We start from the raw sequence: 13,754 nt of genomic DNA on the forward strand, positions 1-13,754 counted from the left end.
AGCGGCGCGAGGCGGCCAGCCAGCCTGCCGCCCCCGCTCCGCCGGCGCCTCAGCTCACTTCTTGAACACGACCTTGGTGCCGGCCTTCACCATCTGCGCGAGGCGCGCGGCGTCCCAGTTGGTCAGGCGCACGCAGCCATGGCTCTCGCTTTGCCCGATTGAGGCCGGCTCACCGGTGCCGTGGATGCCGTAGTGCTCCTTGGACAAGTCCAGCCAGACCACGCCCACCGGACCGTTCGGACCCGGCTTCAGCAACGCGTCCTTCTTAGCGTCGCTCACGTCCCAGAACAGCTTGGGGTTGTAGTGGAAATCTGGGTTCTTGCTGACGCCTTGGATCTTCCAGTCGCCCAGCGGCAGCGGATCATGCTCGCTTCCGGTGGTGACGGGGAACTGCGCCAGCAGCTTGCCCGAGGCATCGTAGGCGCGCAGCGTGCCTGCCGACTTGGACACCTCGACTCGGTCCGCCTGCGGCTGCTCGGGAGAGACGCCGAGCGTCAGCAGTGTCTGGTTCCAGCCTCGCTCGTCCTGGCCGAGCTTGCTGGCGTCGGCGTCCGCCACGTTGGGCACCCGGATCGCCGCGCCGGCGCCCACCTTGGCACTGGGCCCGCCATTTAGCGCAGCAAGTGTCTCGGGCGTGGTATGGAAGCGCTCCGCCAAGGCCTCGGTCAAGTTGCGGTATGACAGGTGATCGAAGCTAGCTTGCTTGCCGGTTTCCTTCGGCAGATCAGGCGCGAACGGACCACGCGCGAACTCCTCCGGGATGGTCACCATCCGGGTCGCGGGAGCCTGGGCGGCAGCGCCGAGCGCCTGCTTGGTTGCATCATCCAGCTTGCCGGTCTCGGGCAGGTTGTTCGCGGCCTGGAACCCCTTGAGCGCCGCAGTATCCAGGCGGGTCACCTTCCCGTCGATTACGCCGGACGAGAAGCCGAGGCGATCCAGCGCGACTTCCAAAGCCATGTTAGCCGGCGCTTGGAACGGCTGCGCCGGCTCGGGCGCATCCGCAAACGCAAAGCCCTTGTACCGGTCGGCGTTTTGATCGGCGCTCTGCCCGGACGCCGCTGGCGCCTGCGAGTTCTTGTCGTCCTTTTCGTCGCCCGCGCCCGGCGCAACCTGATTGCAGGCTGCAAGGCCAAGCACCGCCGCACATGCCAGAAGAAGATGTTTCAAGCGTCAGCTCCCGTGATTCCAGGTGCTTAACGCTCAGGAGCAAACCCCTGTTCCGGCCGGCGCGCTCAGGCCTTGGCCGAGTAGATCATCCGTCCAGGCCCAAGGTGCTCGAAGAGCGCGGCCAGTTCCGTTTCGCCCACCGCGAAGCAGCCTTGACTGCGGCCCAGCTTGCCATGCGCCGGGATCATGTCCGCGTTGGCATACCAGGCACCGTGGACGACGATCGCCCGCTCCAGCGCGTTATTGTTGGTCGGATCGAGCCCGAGCAGCCGCTGCGAACGGCCGTGCTTGCCGACGTAGTAGTCCGCCGTGACGAACGCGCCCTGACTGGAGGCGTTCGAATCTGGCACGTTCGAGAACTTGTGCAGATAGCCGGTGTGGCCCGGATCCGATCCGGAGCCATGCGCCACCAGGAAGTCCTTCTGCTTGCCCGAAGCGATGTCGATGACCTTCATCCGCGGCTGAGCCGACGGGACCGAAAAGTCGACCACGGCAATGCGGTCGCGGTGCGGCACCATGCGGCTGTGCCGGTCGAGCGCTGCAAGCGCTTCCTGGACGATGCGCGGCTCGGGCGTGGGCGCCGCGGGCACCGGAGCCACGCGCGCCTGTGCGAGCGCTGGCGTAGGAGCAAGGGGCACCTGCCTGGCACCAGGCGTCACGAGGTGCTTCGACGAGCCCGCGAGCGCGCTCACGGCAGCAGCCGCGCCGGACATTACCAGCCCGCGTCTTCCGATCATGATGGAGTGTAGCATCAAGTTGAAGATAAGTCGTTTTTTCCAGTGTGCGAGTCCAGAAGCGCACACATGAGCCGCGTACGCGGGCTGTTTGCGCCTGCTCGCGCCTTACGAGCGACGAGTTGCAGCATGTGACTTGCAAAGCTCGGAACCAAAACGAGAAAGGCCGGCAGGGTGTCCCCAGCCGGCCAATTCCACGTTCTGCGAGGAACGCTGGCGTCAGGCGCCGGCGATCTCCGTCGTGTCGATCTTCAGGCCCGGGCCCATCGAGGACGAGAGCGTGATCTTGCGCACGTACTTGCCCTTGGCGCCCGATGGCTTGGCCTTGACGATTGCGTCGACGAATGCGTCGAAGTTCGTCTTGAGGTCCGTGTCGGAGAACGAGAGCTTGCCGAGACCGGCATGGATGATGCCCTGCTTCTCGACGCGGAACTCGATCTGGCCGCCCTTGGCGTCCTTGACCGCCTGGGTGACGTTCGGCGTGACGGTGCCCAGCTTGGGGTTCGGCATCAGGCCCTTGGGACCCAGCAGCTTACCCAGGCGACCGACGACGCCCATCATGTCCGGCGTCGCGATGACGCGGTCATAGTCGAGGTTGCCAGCCTGCATGTCTTCCATCAGGTCCTCGGCGCCCACCTTGTCGGCACCGGCGGCTTCTGCCTCGGCGGCCTTGTCGCCCTTGGCGAACACGGCGACGCGCACGGTCTTGCCGGTGCCCGCGGGCAGCGAGACCATGCCACGGACCATCTGGTCGGCGTGGCGCGGATCGACGCCCAGGTTCAGCGCGACTTCGACGGTCTGGTCGAACTTGGCGGTGCCCAGGTCACGCAGCAGCGAGATCGCGTCGGTGACGGGATAGAGCTGCTGGTTGTCGCCCAGCTTGGTGGCGAGAGCCTGTGCCTTCTTGGTCTGCTTGGCCATCGGATCAGCCCTCCACCACTTCGAGACCCATCGAGCGTGCGGAGCCCTCGATGATCTTGGTTGCCTGGTCGATGTCGTTCGCGTTCAGGTCGGCGAACTTGGTCTGAGCGATCTCGGCCAGCTGCGAGCGCTTGATCGTGCCGGCAGAGGCCTTGCCCGGGGTCTTCGAACCCGACTTCAGGCCAGCAGCCTTCTTGATCAGGAACGAGGCCGGCGGGGTCTTGGTGACGAAGGTGAAGCTGCGATCCGAGTAGACGGTGATGATCGTCGGGATCGGCATGCCCTTCTCGAGTTCCTGCGTCGAGGCGTTGAACGCCTTGCAGAACTCCATGATGTTGACGCCGCGCTGACCCAGCGCCGGACCGATCGGCGGCGACGGGTTGGCGGCACCGGCTGCAACCTGCAGCTTGATGTAACCGTTGATCTTCTTGGCCACGAGGGGCCTCCTTTCACACTGTCGCCGGAGCTTGCACCCCGGCTCATGTTAAGCGGTCAAACGGAAAGGTTGCCCCCTCCTCCCGCGCGAATCCACGACGCCTAGGCACCGCGAAGCGCCGGCCCTTAGCGGCGCGGCGGCAAAAGCGCAATGCCTGCATGACCGTGCGCCCGAGGAAGACAATACATCCGGCGTGGACCACCGCCACGCCATTCTCGTTGCATCTCCGATTGGGCGCCGCGCGTCGTCGCCATAAACTCGCCTCACCATCCGAGCGAGACCCGCGTGACCACCGCCAGCCGCATCACATACATCGACGGGCTCCGCTTCATCGCCGCGGCCATGGTCATGCTCCAGCACTATTTCGAGCATCGCACCGGATGGATGACGCAACTCGTTCAGACGCTGCAGCCGGGTGTCGCCGGCGTCGCGCTGTTCTTCTTCGTCAGCGGCTTCATCATCCCATTCTCGGTAACCCGCGGCTTCAACCCGATCGATTTCGCGATCCGCCGCGTGAGCCGGATCTATCCGCTGTATCTGGTCTGCCTCGTGCCTTTCGCGTTCTACCAGATCACGGGCATTGGCCTGGCAGCGCGTCCTCACTTCGATGCCGACCGCTGGATCGCGGCCCTGCTGCTGGTGTCAGAGTACGTGGGCGAAAAGCCAATCATCGGCGCAGCCTGGACACTCCCGCTCGAGTTCCTGTGGTACGGCCTGTTCGCCGTCTTCATCACGACGTGCCGGACCGGCGTCGCCCGCCGTTTGGAACGCGCAATCGTCGGCGTGACCATGATCGCACTGGTGGTGACGCTCGCCACCGGCCTGCGCATCCCTGCGGGGCGCATCTTCATGCTCTACGCCGCGGTGATCGGCTACAAGGCCTTCCTCCTGACCGAGGGCGAGCTGCGCCTGCGCGATTTCCTGGCGAGCGTGACGCTGTTCGTGCTGCTGCTAGTGCCTTCGTTCTACCTGGCCTTCCAGCTCCACAGCCATGCCCGCATCGCCTTTGCGCAAGCGCTCTATCCCTGGCTTTTCTCCTTCGGCGTGTTCCTGCTGGTCGTCCTGATCCCGCGCATGCGGACCAGCGCATTGCTCTGCAATCCCGTGGCGGCATACCTCGGGGCGATCAGCTACTCGGTGTACCTGGTACATGGCCAGACTTACGACGCGCTGCGCAGCGTGGTGCCATCCGCCTGGGCGGTGCCGCTTTCGATGGCGGCGACGCTCATCCTGGCCAGCGTGACCTACCGGCTGGTGGAGCGCAATGGCATCGACCTTGGCCGCACGCTCTCCCGCCGGGTGAAGCATCGCGCTCCGACCCTAACGGTGTGCCATGCTTGAGCCGCGGCGCACAGAATTGGGTGTGCCTCACGACACGGGCGCGTTCGGGGTAGCTGGCTTGATGCGCGGCCCGTTCGCGCCGGTGAGCTGAGGCTAGCCTGCCCACTGCGGCACTTGGTAAAGGTCGCCGTTGTGGAACAGCGGTCGAGGCTAGCAGAGCCTCATGATTAGAGCGTGATCATTCGCGATTGCGCCAGCTGCTCCTCCTCCCTTGAGGGAGGAGGTTGGGAGGTGGGTGTACCACGCTGGCGTGGACGCGCTGCCTGGCGGCATCGCTCCCCACCCCCAGCGCCTCCTCGCCGGGGAGGGGGGACTCAGCTGAAGATCATCTTGCGTTAGAGCGCCATTGCCACCGAGCCGCAGCATGCGCAGGACGTGCCTCCGCGGCTCGCATTGTCTAGACGTAGCGCCGCAACCCTTCGCGCCACAGCGCCACCCGAGCATCGCGCACATCTGCCGCCATCGCCGTGGCAAAGGTCTGCCGCGCACTTCCCATGCACATCGCGTCCTGCAGCGAGCTTTGGATCCCGGCGCCAACGGCAGCCAGCATCGCAGCGCCCAGCGCCGTCGTCTCGATGTCGGCCGGCCGCTCGACCGGCAGAGCGAGCATGTCGGCGAGGTCCTGCGCGATCCAGTCGTTCGCGCTCATGCCGCCGTCGATCCGCAAGGTGGTCCACGCCGCGCCATCCGCCGCGAACGCTTCCTGCAAGTCATGGCACTGGTGCGCAAGCGACTCCATCGCAGCGCGTACGATGTGCGCCCGGCTGGTGCCCTGCGTCAGCCCGGCGACGACACCGGTCGCATCGGGCTTCCAGTGCGGCGCGCCCAGCCCTGCCAGCGCGGGCACGAACAGCACACCGCCGTTGTCGGGCACCGCGCGCGCCAGTTCCTCGCTCTCGGACGCGGTGCGGATCACGCCCAGTTCGTCGCGCAGCCACTTGATCAGGCTGCCGGCGACGAAGATCGAACCCTCCAGCGCATAAGTGCGGCGCCCACCCTCCTGGCATAGCACCGTGCCGAGCAGCCGGTGCGAGGAGCGCGGCAGCTGGTTGCCCATGTTGGTCAGCACGAAGGCGCCAGTGCCGAACGTCGCCTTGGTGTCGCCGGCGGAGAGGCAGTGCTGGCCGATCGTCGCCGCCTGCTGATCTCCGGCCAGACCGCTGATCGGGATCGCCGCGCCGAGCAGTGCCGGATCGCACCGCCCGATCGCCCCATGAGTATCGACCACTTCGGGCAAGCTGCCGCGCGGCACGCCGAACAGGTCGAGCAGCCCCTCGTCCCAGGTCGCGCGGTCGAGCGGCAGCAGCTGCGTGCGGCTGGCATTGCTGGCGTCGGAGACGTGCAAGCCGCCCGTCAGCTTCCACACCAGCCAGCTCTCGACCGTACCGAAGGCCAGACGATCTCCCAGTTCGCGCGCGGCGGACACGTTGTCGAGCACCCAGCGCATCTTGGTGCCCGAGAAGTAGGGATCGATCACAAGGCCGGTCAGTGCCTGCACCGCCTCCTCGTGCCCCGCGTCGCGCAGCTGAGCGCAGAATGGCGCGGTGCGGCGGTCCTGCCAGACGATCGCGCGGGTGACCGGTTCGCCGGTCTGGCGGTCCCACGCCACTACGGTTTCACGCTGGTTGGTAATGCCAAGCGCGGCGACACGCTCCGCCCCGCCCGCTTGCTCGATCACCGCCCGCGCACAAGCCAGCGTGCGCTCCCAGATCTCGTTCGCGTCGTGCTCGACCCAGCCGGGGTGCGGGTAGTGCTGCGTCAGCTCCTTCTGGCAGACGTGCAGCGCCGTGCCGTCGGGCGCATAGACGATCGCGCGGGTCGAAGTGGTCCCTTCGTCCAGGACCAGGATGCAGCCTTCGGTCACCTTCACGCCCCCATGTACGTTTTCAGCTTGTCGACTTGCGCCGCGTCCAACCGCAGCCCGAGCTTGGTGCGCCGCCAGAGCACGTCCTCGGCCGTGCGTGCCCATTCCTGCGCGACCAGGTAATCCACTTCAGCCGCGGTTAGGCCATGGCCGAAGTCTTCGCCCAGCGCGGCCATGTCACGCGCGTCCTTCAGCCACAGCTTGGTCCGCGTGCCGTAGGCGCGGGCCACGCGATCAACGGTCCGCGCGTCCAGGAACGGATAGCCACGGGCCAGACTGGCCTTGAGATCGTCGATGCCCTGCATCGGGAAGTCGCCGCCCGGCAGCGGAGCAGTGGCGGTCCAGTCCTTGCCGGAGAGTGCCGCCACATGGGCCTGCAGCTTCTCGACCGCATCCTTGGAGAGGTGGCGATACGTGGTGATCTTGCCGCCGAAGACCGACAACAGCGGCGCCCCGCCCGCTTCGTCGAGATCGAGATCGAAGCTGTAGCCGCGCGTCGCCGCCTCCGGCTTGCCGGTGCCCTCGTCCACCAGCGGCCGCACGCCCGAGTAGGTCCACACCACGTCGGCAGGCGAAATGCTGTTCGCGAAGTAGGCGTTGGCCGCCTCGCACAAGTAGGCGATCTCCTCCTCGCTCGCCTTCACGTCGCGCAAGGGGCCGTGGTGATCGCGATCGGTGGTTCCGATCAGCGTGAAATCCTGCTGGTACGGGATCGCGAAGAAGATGCGGCCGTCGGGGATCTGGAAGAAGTAGGCATAGGGATGGTCGAACAGCCTCGGCACGACGATGTGCGAGCCGCGCACCAAGCGCATCTTCTTGGCCGTCTTCTCGCCGCTGAGCTTCAGCAAGTCGAGCACTGCGGGCCCGCCGGCGTTGACGATCGCCTTGGCGCGGAACGCCTGCGCGCCGCTGCGGATCAGCCAACCCTCGGCGCTGCGCTCGATCGCCTCGACCGGCGTGCGCGTCAGGATGGTGGCGCCGCGATCCGCCGCATCACGAGCGTTGAGCACGACCAGGCGCGCATCGTCGACCCAGCCATCGGAGTAGACGAACGCCGGGCCGTATCCCGGCTTGAGCGGCTTGCCGGCCGGGTGCTTGCGAAGGTCGATGCTCTGCGTGGCCGGCAGCGCGCGCCGGCCGCCGATGTGGTCGTAGAGGAACAGGCCCAGCCGCAGCAGCCAGCGCGGGCGCAGGCCCTTCACGTGCGGCAGCACGAAACGCATCGGCCAGATGATGTGCGGGGCGATCTGCCACAGCCGCTCGCGCTCACCCAAGGCTTCGCGCACCAGGCCGAACTCGTAGTGCTCCAGGTAGCGCAAGCCACCGTGGATCAGCTTGGTCGAGGCAGACGAAGTGCCGCTTGCCAAGTCGCCCTGCTCCAGCAGCAGCACCTTGGCGCCGCGCCCGGCCGCATCGCGCGCGATCCCGGCGCCGTTCACGCCGCCGCCGATCACCGCGATGTCGTAAGGCGTTTCGGTCATGGAAGGTCTCACAGGATGATCATGCTGAACGCAGTGGCAACGGCCAGGGATGCGAGCGTCGCGGCCACCACCGGCAGCGCAGGACGCCAACCCATCTGCATGATGAGATCTAGCCGCGAGCGCATCGCAGTCGCAGTCACCGCCAGCAGCAGCAGCGTCTTGGAAAGGGTCAGACACAAGTGCGCGACGGGCGCGGGCACGGTAACGATCGAGTTCACCACTACGGTCACTAGGAACAGCGTAATAAACCACGGCAGCGCCAGCTTGCGGATCCAGTGGCGATCGGGTGCGTCGTCGTCCTTGGCCCAAAGCGACACCACGGTGACCACCGGCGCGAGCAGTGCGACCCGGCTCAGCTTGACGATCGTGGCATAGCTGCCCGCGACATCCGAATAGGCATAGCCCCCGCCGATTGCCTGCGCGACATCGTGGATCGAGGCGCCGATCAGGAACCCGGCCTGGCGATCGTCTAGGTGCAGTGCACCTGCGAGTGGAGGATAGAACGACATCGCCAGCGCGCTCGCCAGGCTGACCACGACCAGTGTCAGCGCGAACTGCGCCTGGCTCACCCGCTTGGCGCCTAGGACGCCGAACAGCGCCAGCGCGGCGGACGCGCCGCAGATCGCGGTCGCGCCGCCGGCGAGGATGCCGACCGAGACCGAAGCGCCGCTCAGCCGCGCCACCACCAGCGCAGTGCCCATTGCCGCAGCCATGACGACCAGCAGCGCCAGGAACGGGACCGGACCCAAAGCACCGATCTGGGCAATGGTGACTTGCGTGCCGAGTACGACGATGCCCCAACGCAGACATCCTTTAGAGACGAAATCGAGCCCGGGGTGCACGCGCGGCTCGCTGGTCACGAAGTTGAGCGCCAGGCCGATCAGCAGGCCCATCAGGATGATCGGCGCGCCATAATGCTCTGACAGCCAGGCAGCGGCGATGCTGGCAATCGCGCAGACCGCGAAGCCCGGCCAAAGGAGCTTCCATTCGTCCAGGCGCGAGCGCTTGGTCGCGGGCGCATCCGCCTGGGCGAGGAATAGCTCGCCATACAGGTCGCCGGCATGATCTGGAGCCACTGCTCTCTCCCGCGCCTCTATCGGACAAAGGCGCTTGCTGTATGTCCTACGTTGTCATACGCTTTATGGCGCGGCGCAGAATGGGGCAAGTGCTTTGCTCGACCTGCGGGTAGGTCGCCCAAGAGCGGCAGGACGGGAGAGATGCGGCAATGACGATCCACCTTGCGCAAAGCGGCAGTGCGCACACCAGCGCCACAGCCGTGCGCAGCCAAAATCTCCTCATCGGCCTGATCTTCTTTGCGACTGCTTTGAACTACGTCGACCGCCAGGTGCTGGCATTGCTGAAGCCCATGCTGGAGGCGGAGTTCCAGTGGAACGACCAGCAGTTCGCGCATCTCGGCTCGATCTTCCAGCTCTCCGCCGCCGTGTCGTTGCTGGGGGTCGGCTGGTTCGTCGACCGGTTCGGCGTGCGCTTCGCATACGGCGCGGCCGTGGCGGTGTGGAGCATTGCGGGCATGGCCCACGCCCTGGCCGCAAGCGTGCAGCAGTTCGTCGTCGCACGCGCCGTGCTGGCGACGGCGGAGTCGGTGAACACCCCCGCTGCCATGAAGACTGCCGCCACCTACCTGCCGATCGAGCGGCGCTCGATCGGCATCGGCATCATCAACACCGCGCCCAATGTCGGCGCGATCCTGACCCCGCTGCTGATCCCGCCGTTTGCGATCGCCTTCGGCTGGAAGGCGGCGTTCCTGGTCACCGGCGCTCTCGGCATTGTCTGGCTGGTCCTGTGGCGGCTGAACACCGGCAAGCTGCAGCCGATTGGCAATCCTGCCTCCGCGAGCCCCGGCAAGGTCGCCTGGGGCGAGGTGCTGAGGGACCGCCGCAGTTGGACGGTCGTGGGCGCCAAGGCGATCACCGACCTGGTCTGGTGGTTCGTGCTGTTCTGGGCACCCGACTTCTTTTCGCGCCACTTCGGCCTCAGCCAAGGCGCACTCGGCGGGCCGATCGCGGTGGTGTTCGTCCTTGCGGCACTGGGTGCAGTGAGCAGTGGTGCGCTCTATCCCGTGCTGTTGCGCCGCGGCCTGTCGCTCAACGCCGCGCGCAAGAGCGCCATGCTGTTCTTCGGCCTCGTCGTGCTGGTCATGCCGCTGGCGCTGATCGCACCCAACCCGTGGATCGCGGCGCTGTGCATCGGCCTGGGCCTCTTCGCTCACCAGGGCTTCTCGACCAACATCTTCGGCATGGCGACCGAGATCATCCCCACCCGCCGCATCGCCACCGTCATCGCGCTGGGCGCCATCGGCGGCAACCTGACCGGCACCGGCATCATCGAATTCGCCGGCTGGTCGCTCGACAACGGGCTGGGCTACACGCCGCTGTTTGTGATCTGCGGCGGGGCATACCTGGCGGCGCTGGCGTTCATCCACCTGATGCAGCCGAGGCTGGCGGCGGCAGATGATTGAGACCGGCCCTTCCTGATCGGACTTTCGCTGCCTCGGTTTAATCCGCAGATAACCATTTCGCGTTGCTGATTAAAAAGAACACAGCGGTACTTATCCCTGGGCAACAGGGAAAACGAGTTCATGAAAAAGCTAATTGCGGCCGCGCTTCTGACCGCGCTGGGTACCGGAGCCGCGCAGGCACAATCGACGTTCATGTGGGCACCGCCGCCGTCGGCGGCAGATGGCCCGGTCTTCAAGTACTACCTGCCGATGGGCACGCCGCTGATGCTGCGCACACGCACGCAGGTGAACACCAGGGAAGCAAAGCTCGGAGATCGGGTCTATCTGGAAGTGGCCGAGGCCGTCACCTTTCAGGGGCAAACGATCATCCCGGTCGGCTCGCCCGTGATCGGCGAGGTCGCCACGCTCCAGCGCAACGGGCATTTCGGGCGCAAGGGCAAGGTCGCAGTGCGGCTGATCGAGTTGCAAACGCCAAGCGGCCCCGTTCGGCTCTCGGGCGACGCCTACGATGAGGGCATTTCCGGGACCGTAGTGTCGATCGGCACTATCGTGCTCGTCTCCCCGCTCGGCTTCCTGGTCCATGGGACCAGCGGCAACATCCCCGCCGATGCGACGGTGAAGGCCTACCTTTCGGAAAATCTGAACTTCCGTTGGCAGAACCCTGGGCTGACTCAGACTTCGGCACCGCTTCAGGCCGTTCCCGACCGGACCGGCGTGCAGGCTGCGAGCCTCGATAGCACCCGTTCTCAGTTGCAACCGACCGGCTGATCGGCCTCGGAAACGAGGCAACAGCTCCAGGACCGAGCACAAGAAAACCCCCGGCGGGAGAGAGCGCCGGGGGTTTCCGCGAGTGCCGACAAGGAGGCGGTTCCCCCCGCCTTGAGTCCTCAGTCGAAGCGCACTCGCAAGTTCACGCCGGCGTAGCGATCCGCGTCGCGCGGGATCATCAGGCGTTGGCCGGCCGTCGTGTTCAGCAGGACGTAGCTGTCGTCCAGGATGTTCCGGACGAGCACGGTCAGGCGGTACTTGTCGTCCGCATCCGAGATGCCGACGCTGGCGTTCCAGATACCATACGGATCGATCGGGCCGCTCTCGCCCAGGTCCGAGAACTGGCGGCTGACGTGATGCCAGTCGCTCGACAGGTAGAGCTTTACCGGGCCGACCGGCACGTCATAGTCCGCACCCACGGTGTAGCTGAACTTCGGTGCCAGCGGCAGGCGGGTGCCGTCTCGCGCGTCGGGCGCGTTGGTCAGCGGGTTGGGGTTGAAGCGACGCACCTTGGCGTCGGCATAGGCCAGGTTCGCGCGCAAGTTCAGGCCTTCGGCCGGCGCGACGGTCAGGTCGACCTCGCCACCCTTGGAGCGCACCGATCCGGCATTGGTCAGGTTGGTCACCACCGCGCCGTTCAGCAGCACGAAGTTGTTCGCCTGGAAGCCCTTGTAGTCGACCAGGAACGCAGTGGCGTTCAGCTGCACCCTGCGGTCGAAGAACTGGCTCTTGAGGCCCACTTCGTAGCTGTTCGACTTTTCGGGATCGATCGGGGTCGAGTTGGTCGGCGCGACGTGATTGAAGAAGACGTTGAACGCCGGGCCCTTGTAGCCGCGGGTGTAGCTGGCATAGACCATCGCGCGCGGGGCGATGTCGTACTGCAGCACCGCCTTGCCGGAGAAGTTGTCGGCGTCAGTCTCCCCTCGCGACAGGTTGTTGGTGGCCGTGCCGCCCGCGCCCACGGTGGAGAGGCCGGCACCGCCGGTGATCACGCCATTGGTCAGGTTGCGCGCCGGGCCACGGAAGTGCGTGTAGCTCACCTCGTCATGCGTGTAGCGGCCGCCCAGGGTGAAGCGCAGCTCGGGCGTGAACTCGTAGGTCGCCTGGCCGAACACCGCATAGTTGCGGAACGACACCTTGCTGACCGAGCTTGCGCTGGGGAACAGCGTGTTGACGGTGTCGGCCAGGTTGCACGGACGCGCGCCGGTCAACGGATCGATCGGCGAGGTGGAGGTGGCGCAGGTCACGTCGCTGCGGGTAAAGTCCTGCTGGTTCTTCGAATACCACAGGAAGCCGCCGACTTGGTAGGTCAGTGCCTGCTTCTGTGGACTTGCCAGGCGGACTTCGGCGCTGACCTGGTCGGTCTCGACCGTGCCGCGATCGTGCAGCTGCGGCGTGCCGACGAGCGGACGTGGCAGGAAGTCACCGTCACGGATCTCGGTGTTCTTCCAGTTGCGGTAGCCGGTGATGACGCTGAACGTGTGGTCGGCGAAGGTGTCGATGTCGGCGTTGAGCGTGATGCTCCACTGCCGGTCGAGCGAGCGCGTGATCAGGTTCTGGTTGACCCTGCGGGTGTCCTCACCCTGCGGCGTGATGCCCAGCTCGGCGTCGAGCACGGGCCCGCGCGACACGCCGGTGACTTCGGCGCAGCAATCGTCATTGGCCTTGAAGTAGTCTGCGATCACGCGAACCTTGGCGCCATCGCCGTCCCAGTCGAGCAGGCCGCGTGCGCCGTAGTGCTCGTAGCCGTTCACGTCCTTGTCGTAGTACGTGTTCTTCAGGTTGCCGTCGAACTTGCCGTAGAAGCCGGTCAGGCGGCCGCTCAGGTTCTCGGCGATCGGGCCCGAGACGGTCAGGCGGCCGCGGTATTCGTCATCGGTCGTGCCGGACACATTGGCTTCGGCCTGGAAGGTGTCGGTGCCGCCCTTCGAGACGATGTTGACCAAGCCGGCGGACGCGTTCTTGCCGAACAGCGTACCCTGTGGGCCGCGCAGCACTTCGATGCGGTCGAAATCGACGAGGTCGAGGAACGACTGGCCCGAGCGGCTGAGCACGATGCCGTCGACAACGGTGGACACACTTGGCTCGGCCGCGACTGAGAAACTGATCGTTCCGACACCGCGCATCACGATCGCGCTGTTGGCGTTGGTGGTGCCTTTGCGGAAGGTCACCGAGGGAACGATGCTGGTGATGTCTTCCAGGCTCTTGGCGCCGGCGCGCTGCAGCGCATCGCCGGTGACCGCGCTGATGGCGATCGGCACGTCCTGGATATTCTGCTCAACCTTCTGGGCAGTAACGACAATCTCGTCGACCTGCGCATAAGCCGGACTAGCGGCGACCATGGCCGCGGCGGACGCGGAAAAGGCGAAGAGTGCGCGGCGAGCCGCATTGTTGCGTGGCAAACGAACCATGAGTTTTCCCTCCCTGGCGACGAGCCCGGGCCTCGTGGCCTTGGGTCTCCGAATACTTCGCCTCTTGATCCGACCCGAGGTTTCTGTCAAGCGGTGTCATAGAAGGCTCGCTACACGAAGCCCTCGGGTCGCACGAACGCAAGGGAGCCTGA

General features: G+C 66.1%; 11 protein-coding genes. 3 read left to right on the forward strand and 8 right to left on the reverse strand.

The features are described 5' to 3' along the window. Positions 1 to 54: 54 nt before the first annotated feature. From GV044_RS02455 to rplK, 4 genes are all read right to left on the reverse strand, one after another. Complete coding sequence (locus GV044_RS02455) at positions 55 to 1,167, reverse strand: L,D-transpeptidase family protein (RefSeq protein WP_236554628.1); 1,113 nt, start codon at positions 1,165 to 1,167, stop codon at positions 55 to 57. Between the two features lie 65 nt (positions 1,168 to 1,232). Further along, positions 1,233 to 1,904 carry a murein L,D-transpeptidase catalytic domain family protein gene (locus GV044_RS02460; protein WP_236554630.1) on the reverse strand — a complete coding sequence of 224 codons (672 nt, stop codon included), beginning with the start codon at positions 1,902 to 1,904 and terminating at the stop codon, positions 1,233 to 1,235. A 216-nt stretch (positions 1,905 to 2,120) separates the two neighbouring features. Then, positions 2,121 to 2,822: a 50S ribosomal protein L1 gene (gene rplA / locus GV044_RS02465; protein WP_159864976.1), complete on the reverse strand. Its 702-nt coding sequence runs from the start codon at positions 2,820 to 2,822 to the stop codon at positions 2,121 to 2,123. Positions 2,823 to 2,826: 4 nt separating this feature from the next. Further along, positions 2,827 to 3,258 carry a 50S ribosomal protein L11 gene (gene rplK, locus GV044_RS02470; protein ID WP_159864979.1) on the reverse strand — a complete coding sequence of 144 codons (432 nt, stop codon included), beginning with the start codon at positions 3,256 to 3,258 and terminating at the stop codon, positions 2,827 to 2,829. Positions 3,259 to 3,543: 285 nt separating this feature from the next. On the opposite strand from rplK, the gene GV044_RS02475 reads away from it, so the two are divergent. Then, complete coding sequence (locus tag GV044_RS02475; protein ID WP_159864982.1) at positions 3,544 to 4,599, forward strand: acyltransferase; 1,056 nt, start codon at positions 3,544 to 3,546, stop codon at positions 4,597 to 4,599. A gap of 397 nt (positions 4,600 to 4,996) precedes the next feature. Here the strand turns inward: GV044_RS02475 and GV044_RS02480 are convergent, their stop codons facing one another. The 3 genes from GV044_RS02480 to GV044_RS02490 are packed head-to-tail and all read right to left on the reverse strand — an operon-like array spanning position 4,997 to position 9,020. Continuing rightward, positions 4,997 to 6,463, reverse strand: coding sequence for a glycerol kinase GlpK (locus GV044_RS02480; RefSeq protein WP_159864985.1), 1,467 nt, complete (start codon positions 6,461 to 6,463; stop codon positions 4,997 to 4,999). Positions 6,464 to 6,465: 2 nt separating this feature from the next. Then, complete coding sequence (locus GV044_RS02485) at positions 6,466 to 7,944, reverse strand: glycerol-3-phosphate dehydrogenase (RefSeq protein ID WP_159864988.1); 1,479 nt, start codon at positions 7,942 to 7,944, stop codon at positions 6,466 to 6,468. 8 nt (positions 7,945 to 7,952) lie between these two features. Then, positions 7,953 to 9,020 carry a YeiH family protein gene (locus tag GV044_RS02490; protein ID WP_159864991.1) on the reverse strand — a complete coding sequence of 356 codons (1,068 nt, stop codon included), beginning with the start codon at positions 9,018 to 9,020 and terminating at the stop codon, positions 7,953 to 7,955. A gap of 149 nt (positions 9,021 to 9,169) precedes the next feature. Here GV044_RS02490 and GV044_RS02495 point away from each other — a divergent pair, with 149 nt between their 5' ends. Together GV044_RS02495 and GV044_RS02500 are read left to right on the forward strand one after the other, a co-directional pair. Beyond that, positions 9,170 to 10,423 (forward strand): MFS transporter, encoded by a 1,254-nt coding sequence (locus tag GV044_RS02495; protein ID WP_159864994.1) that lies wholly within the window; start codon positions 9,170 to 9,172, stop codon positions 10,421 to 10,423. Between the two features lie 120 nt (positions 10,424 to 10,543). Continuing rightward, entirely contained in the window at positions 10,544 to 11,191 is a 648-nt protein-coding gene (locus GV044_RS02500) for a hypothetical protein (protein WP_159864997.1), read from the forward strand. Positions 11,192 to 11,310: 119 nt separating this feature from the next. Here GV044_RS02500 and GV044_RS02505 read toward each other — a convergent pair whose 3' ends face one another. Continuing rightward, the gene (locus GV044_RS02505; RefSeq protein WP_236554631.1) at positions 11,311 to 13,602 is read right to left on the reverse strand and encodes a TonB-dependent receptor; all 2,292 of its coding nucleotides are present in this window, start codon (positions 13,600 to 13,602) and stop codon (positions 11,311 to 11,313) included. Between the last annotated feature and the right edge of the window lie 152 nt (positions 13,603 to 13,754).

Origin of the sequence: Novosphingobium sp. 9U, assembly GCF_902506425.1 — a bacterium.
In the GTDB taxonomy this organism is placed as follows: Bacteria; Pseudomonadota; Alphaproteobacteria; order Sphingomonadales; family Sphingomonadaceae; genus Novosphingobium.

Bases quoted from the DNA above. Each gene is read 5' to 3' on its own strand.
- GV044_RS02500 (WP_159864997.1), top strand. From the start codon at position 10,544: ATGAAAAAGCTAATTGCGGCCGCGCTTCTGACCGCGCTGGGTACCGGA.
- rplA (WP_159864976.1), bottom strand. From the start codon at position 2,822: ATGGCCAAGCAGACCAAGAAGGCACAGGCTCTCGCCACCAAGCTGGGC.
- GV044_RS02460 (WP_236554630.1), bottom strand. From the start codon at position 1,904: ATGATCGGAAGACGCGGGCTGGTAATGTCCGGCGCGGCTGCTGCCGTG.
- GV044_RS02485 (WP_159864988.1), bottom strand. From the start codon at position 7,944: ATGACCGAAACGCCTTACGACATCGCGGTGATCGGCGGCGGCGTGAAC.
- GV044_RS02505 (WP_236554631.1), bottom strand. From the start codon at position 13,602: ATGGTTCGTTTGCCACGCAACAATGCGGCTCGCCGCGCACTCTTCGCC.
- GV044_RS02495 (WP_159864994.1), top strand. From the start codon at position 9,170: ATGACGATCCACCTTGCGCAAAGCGGCAGTGCGCACACCAGCGCCACA.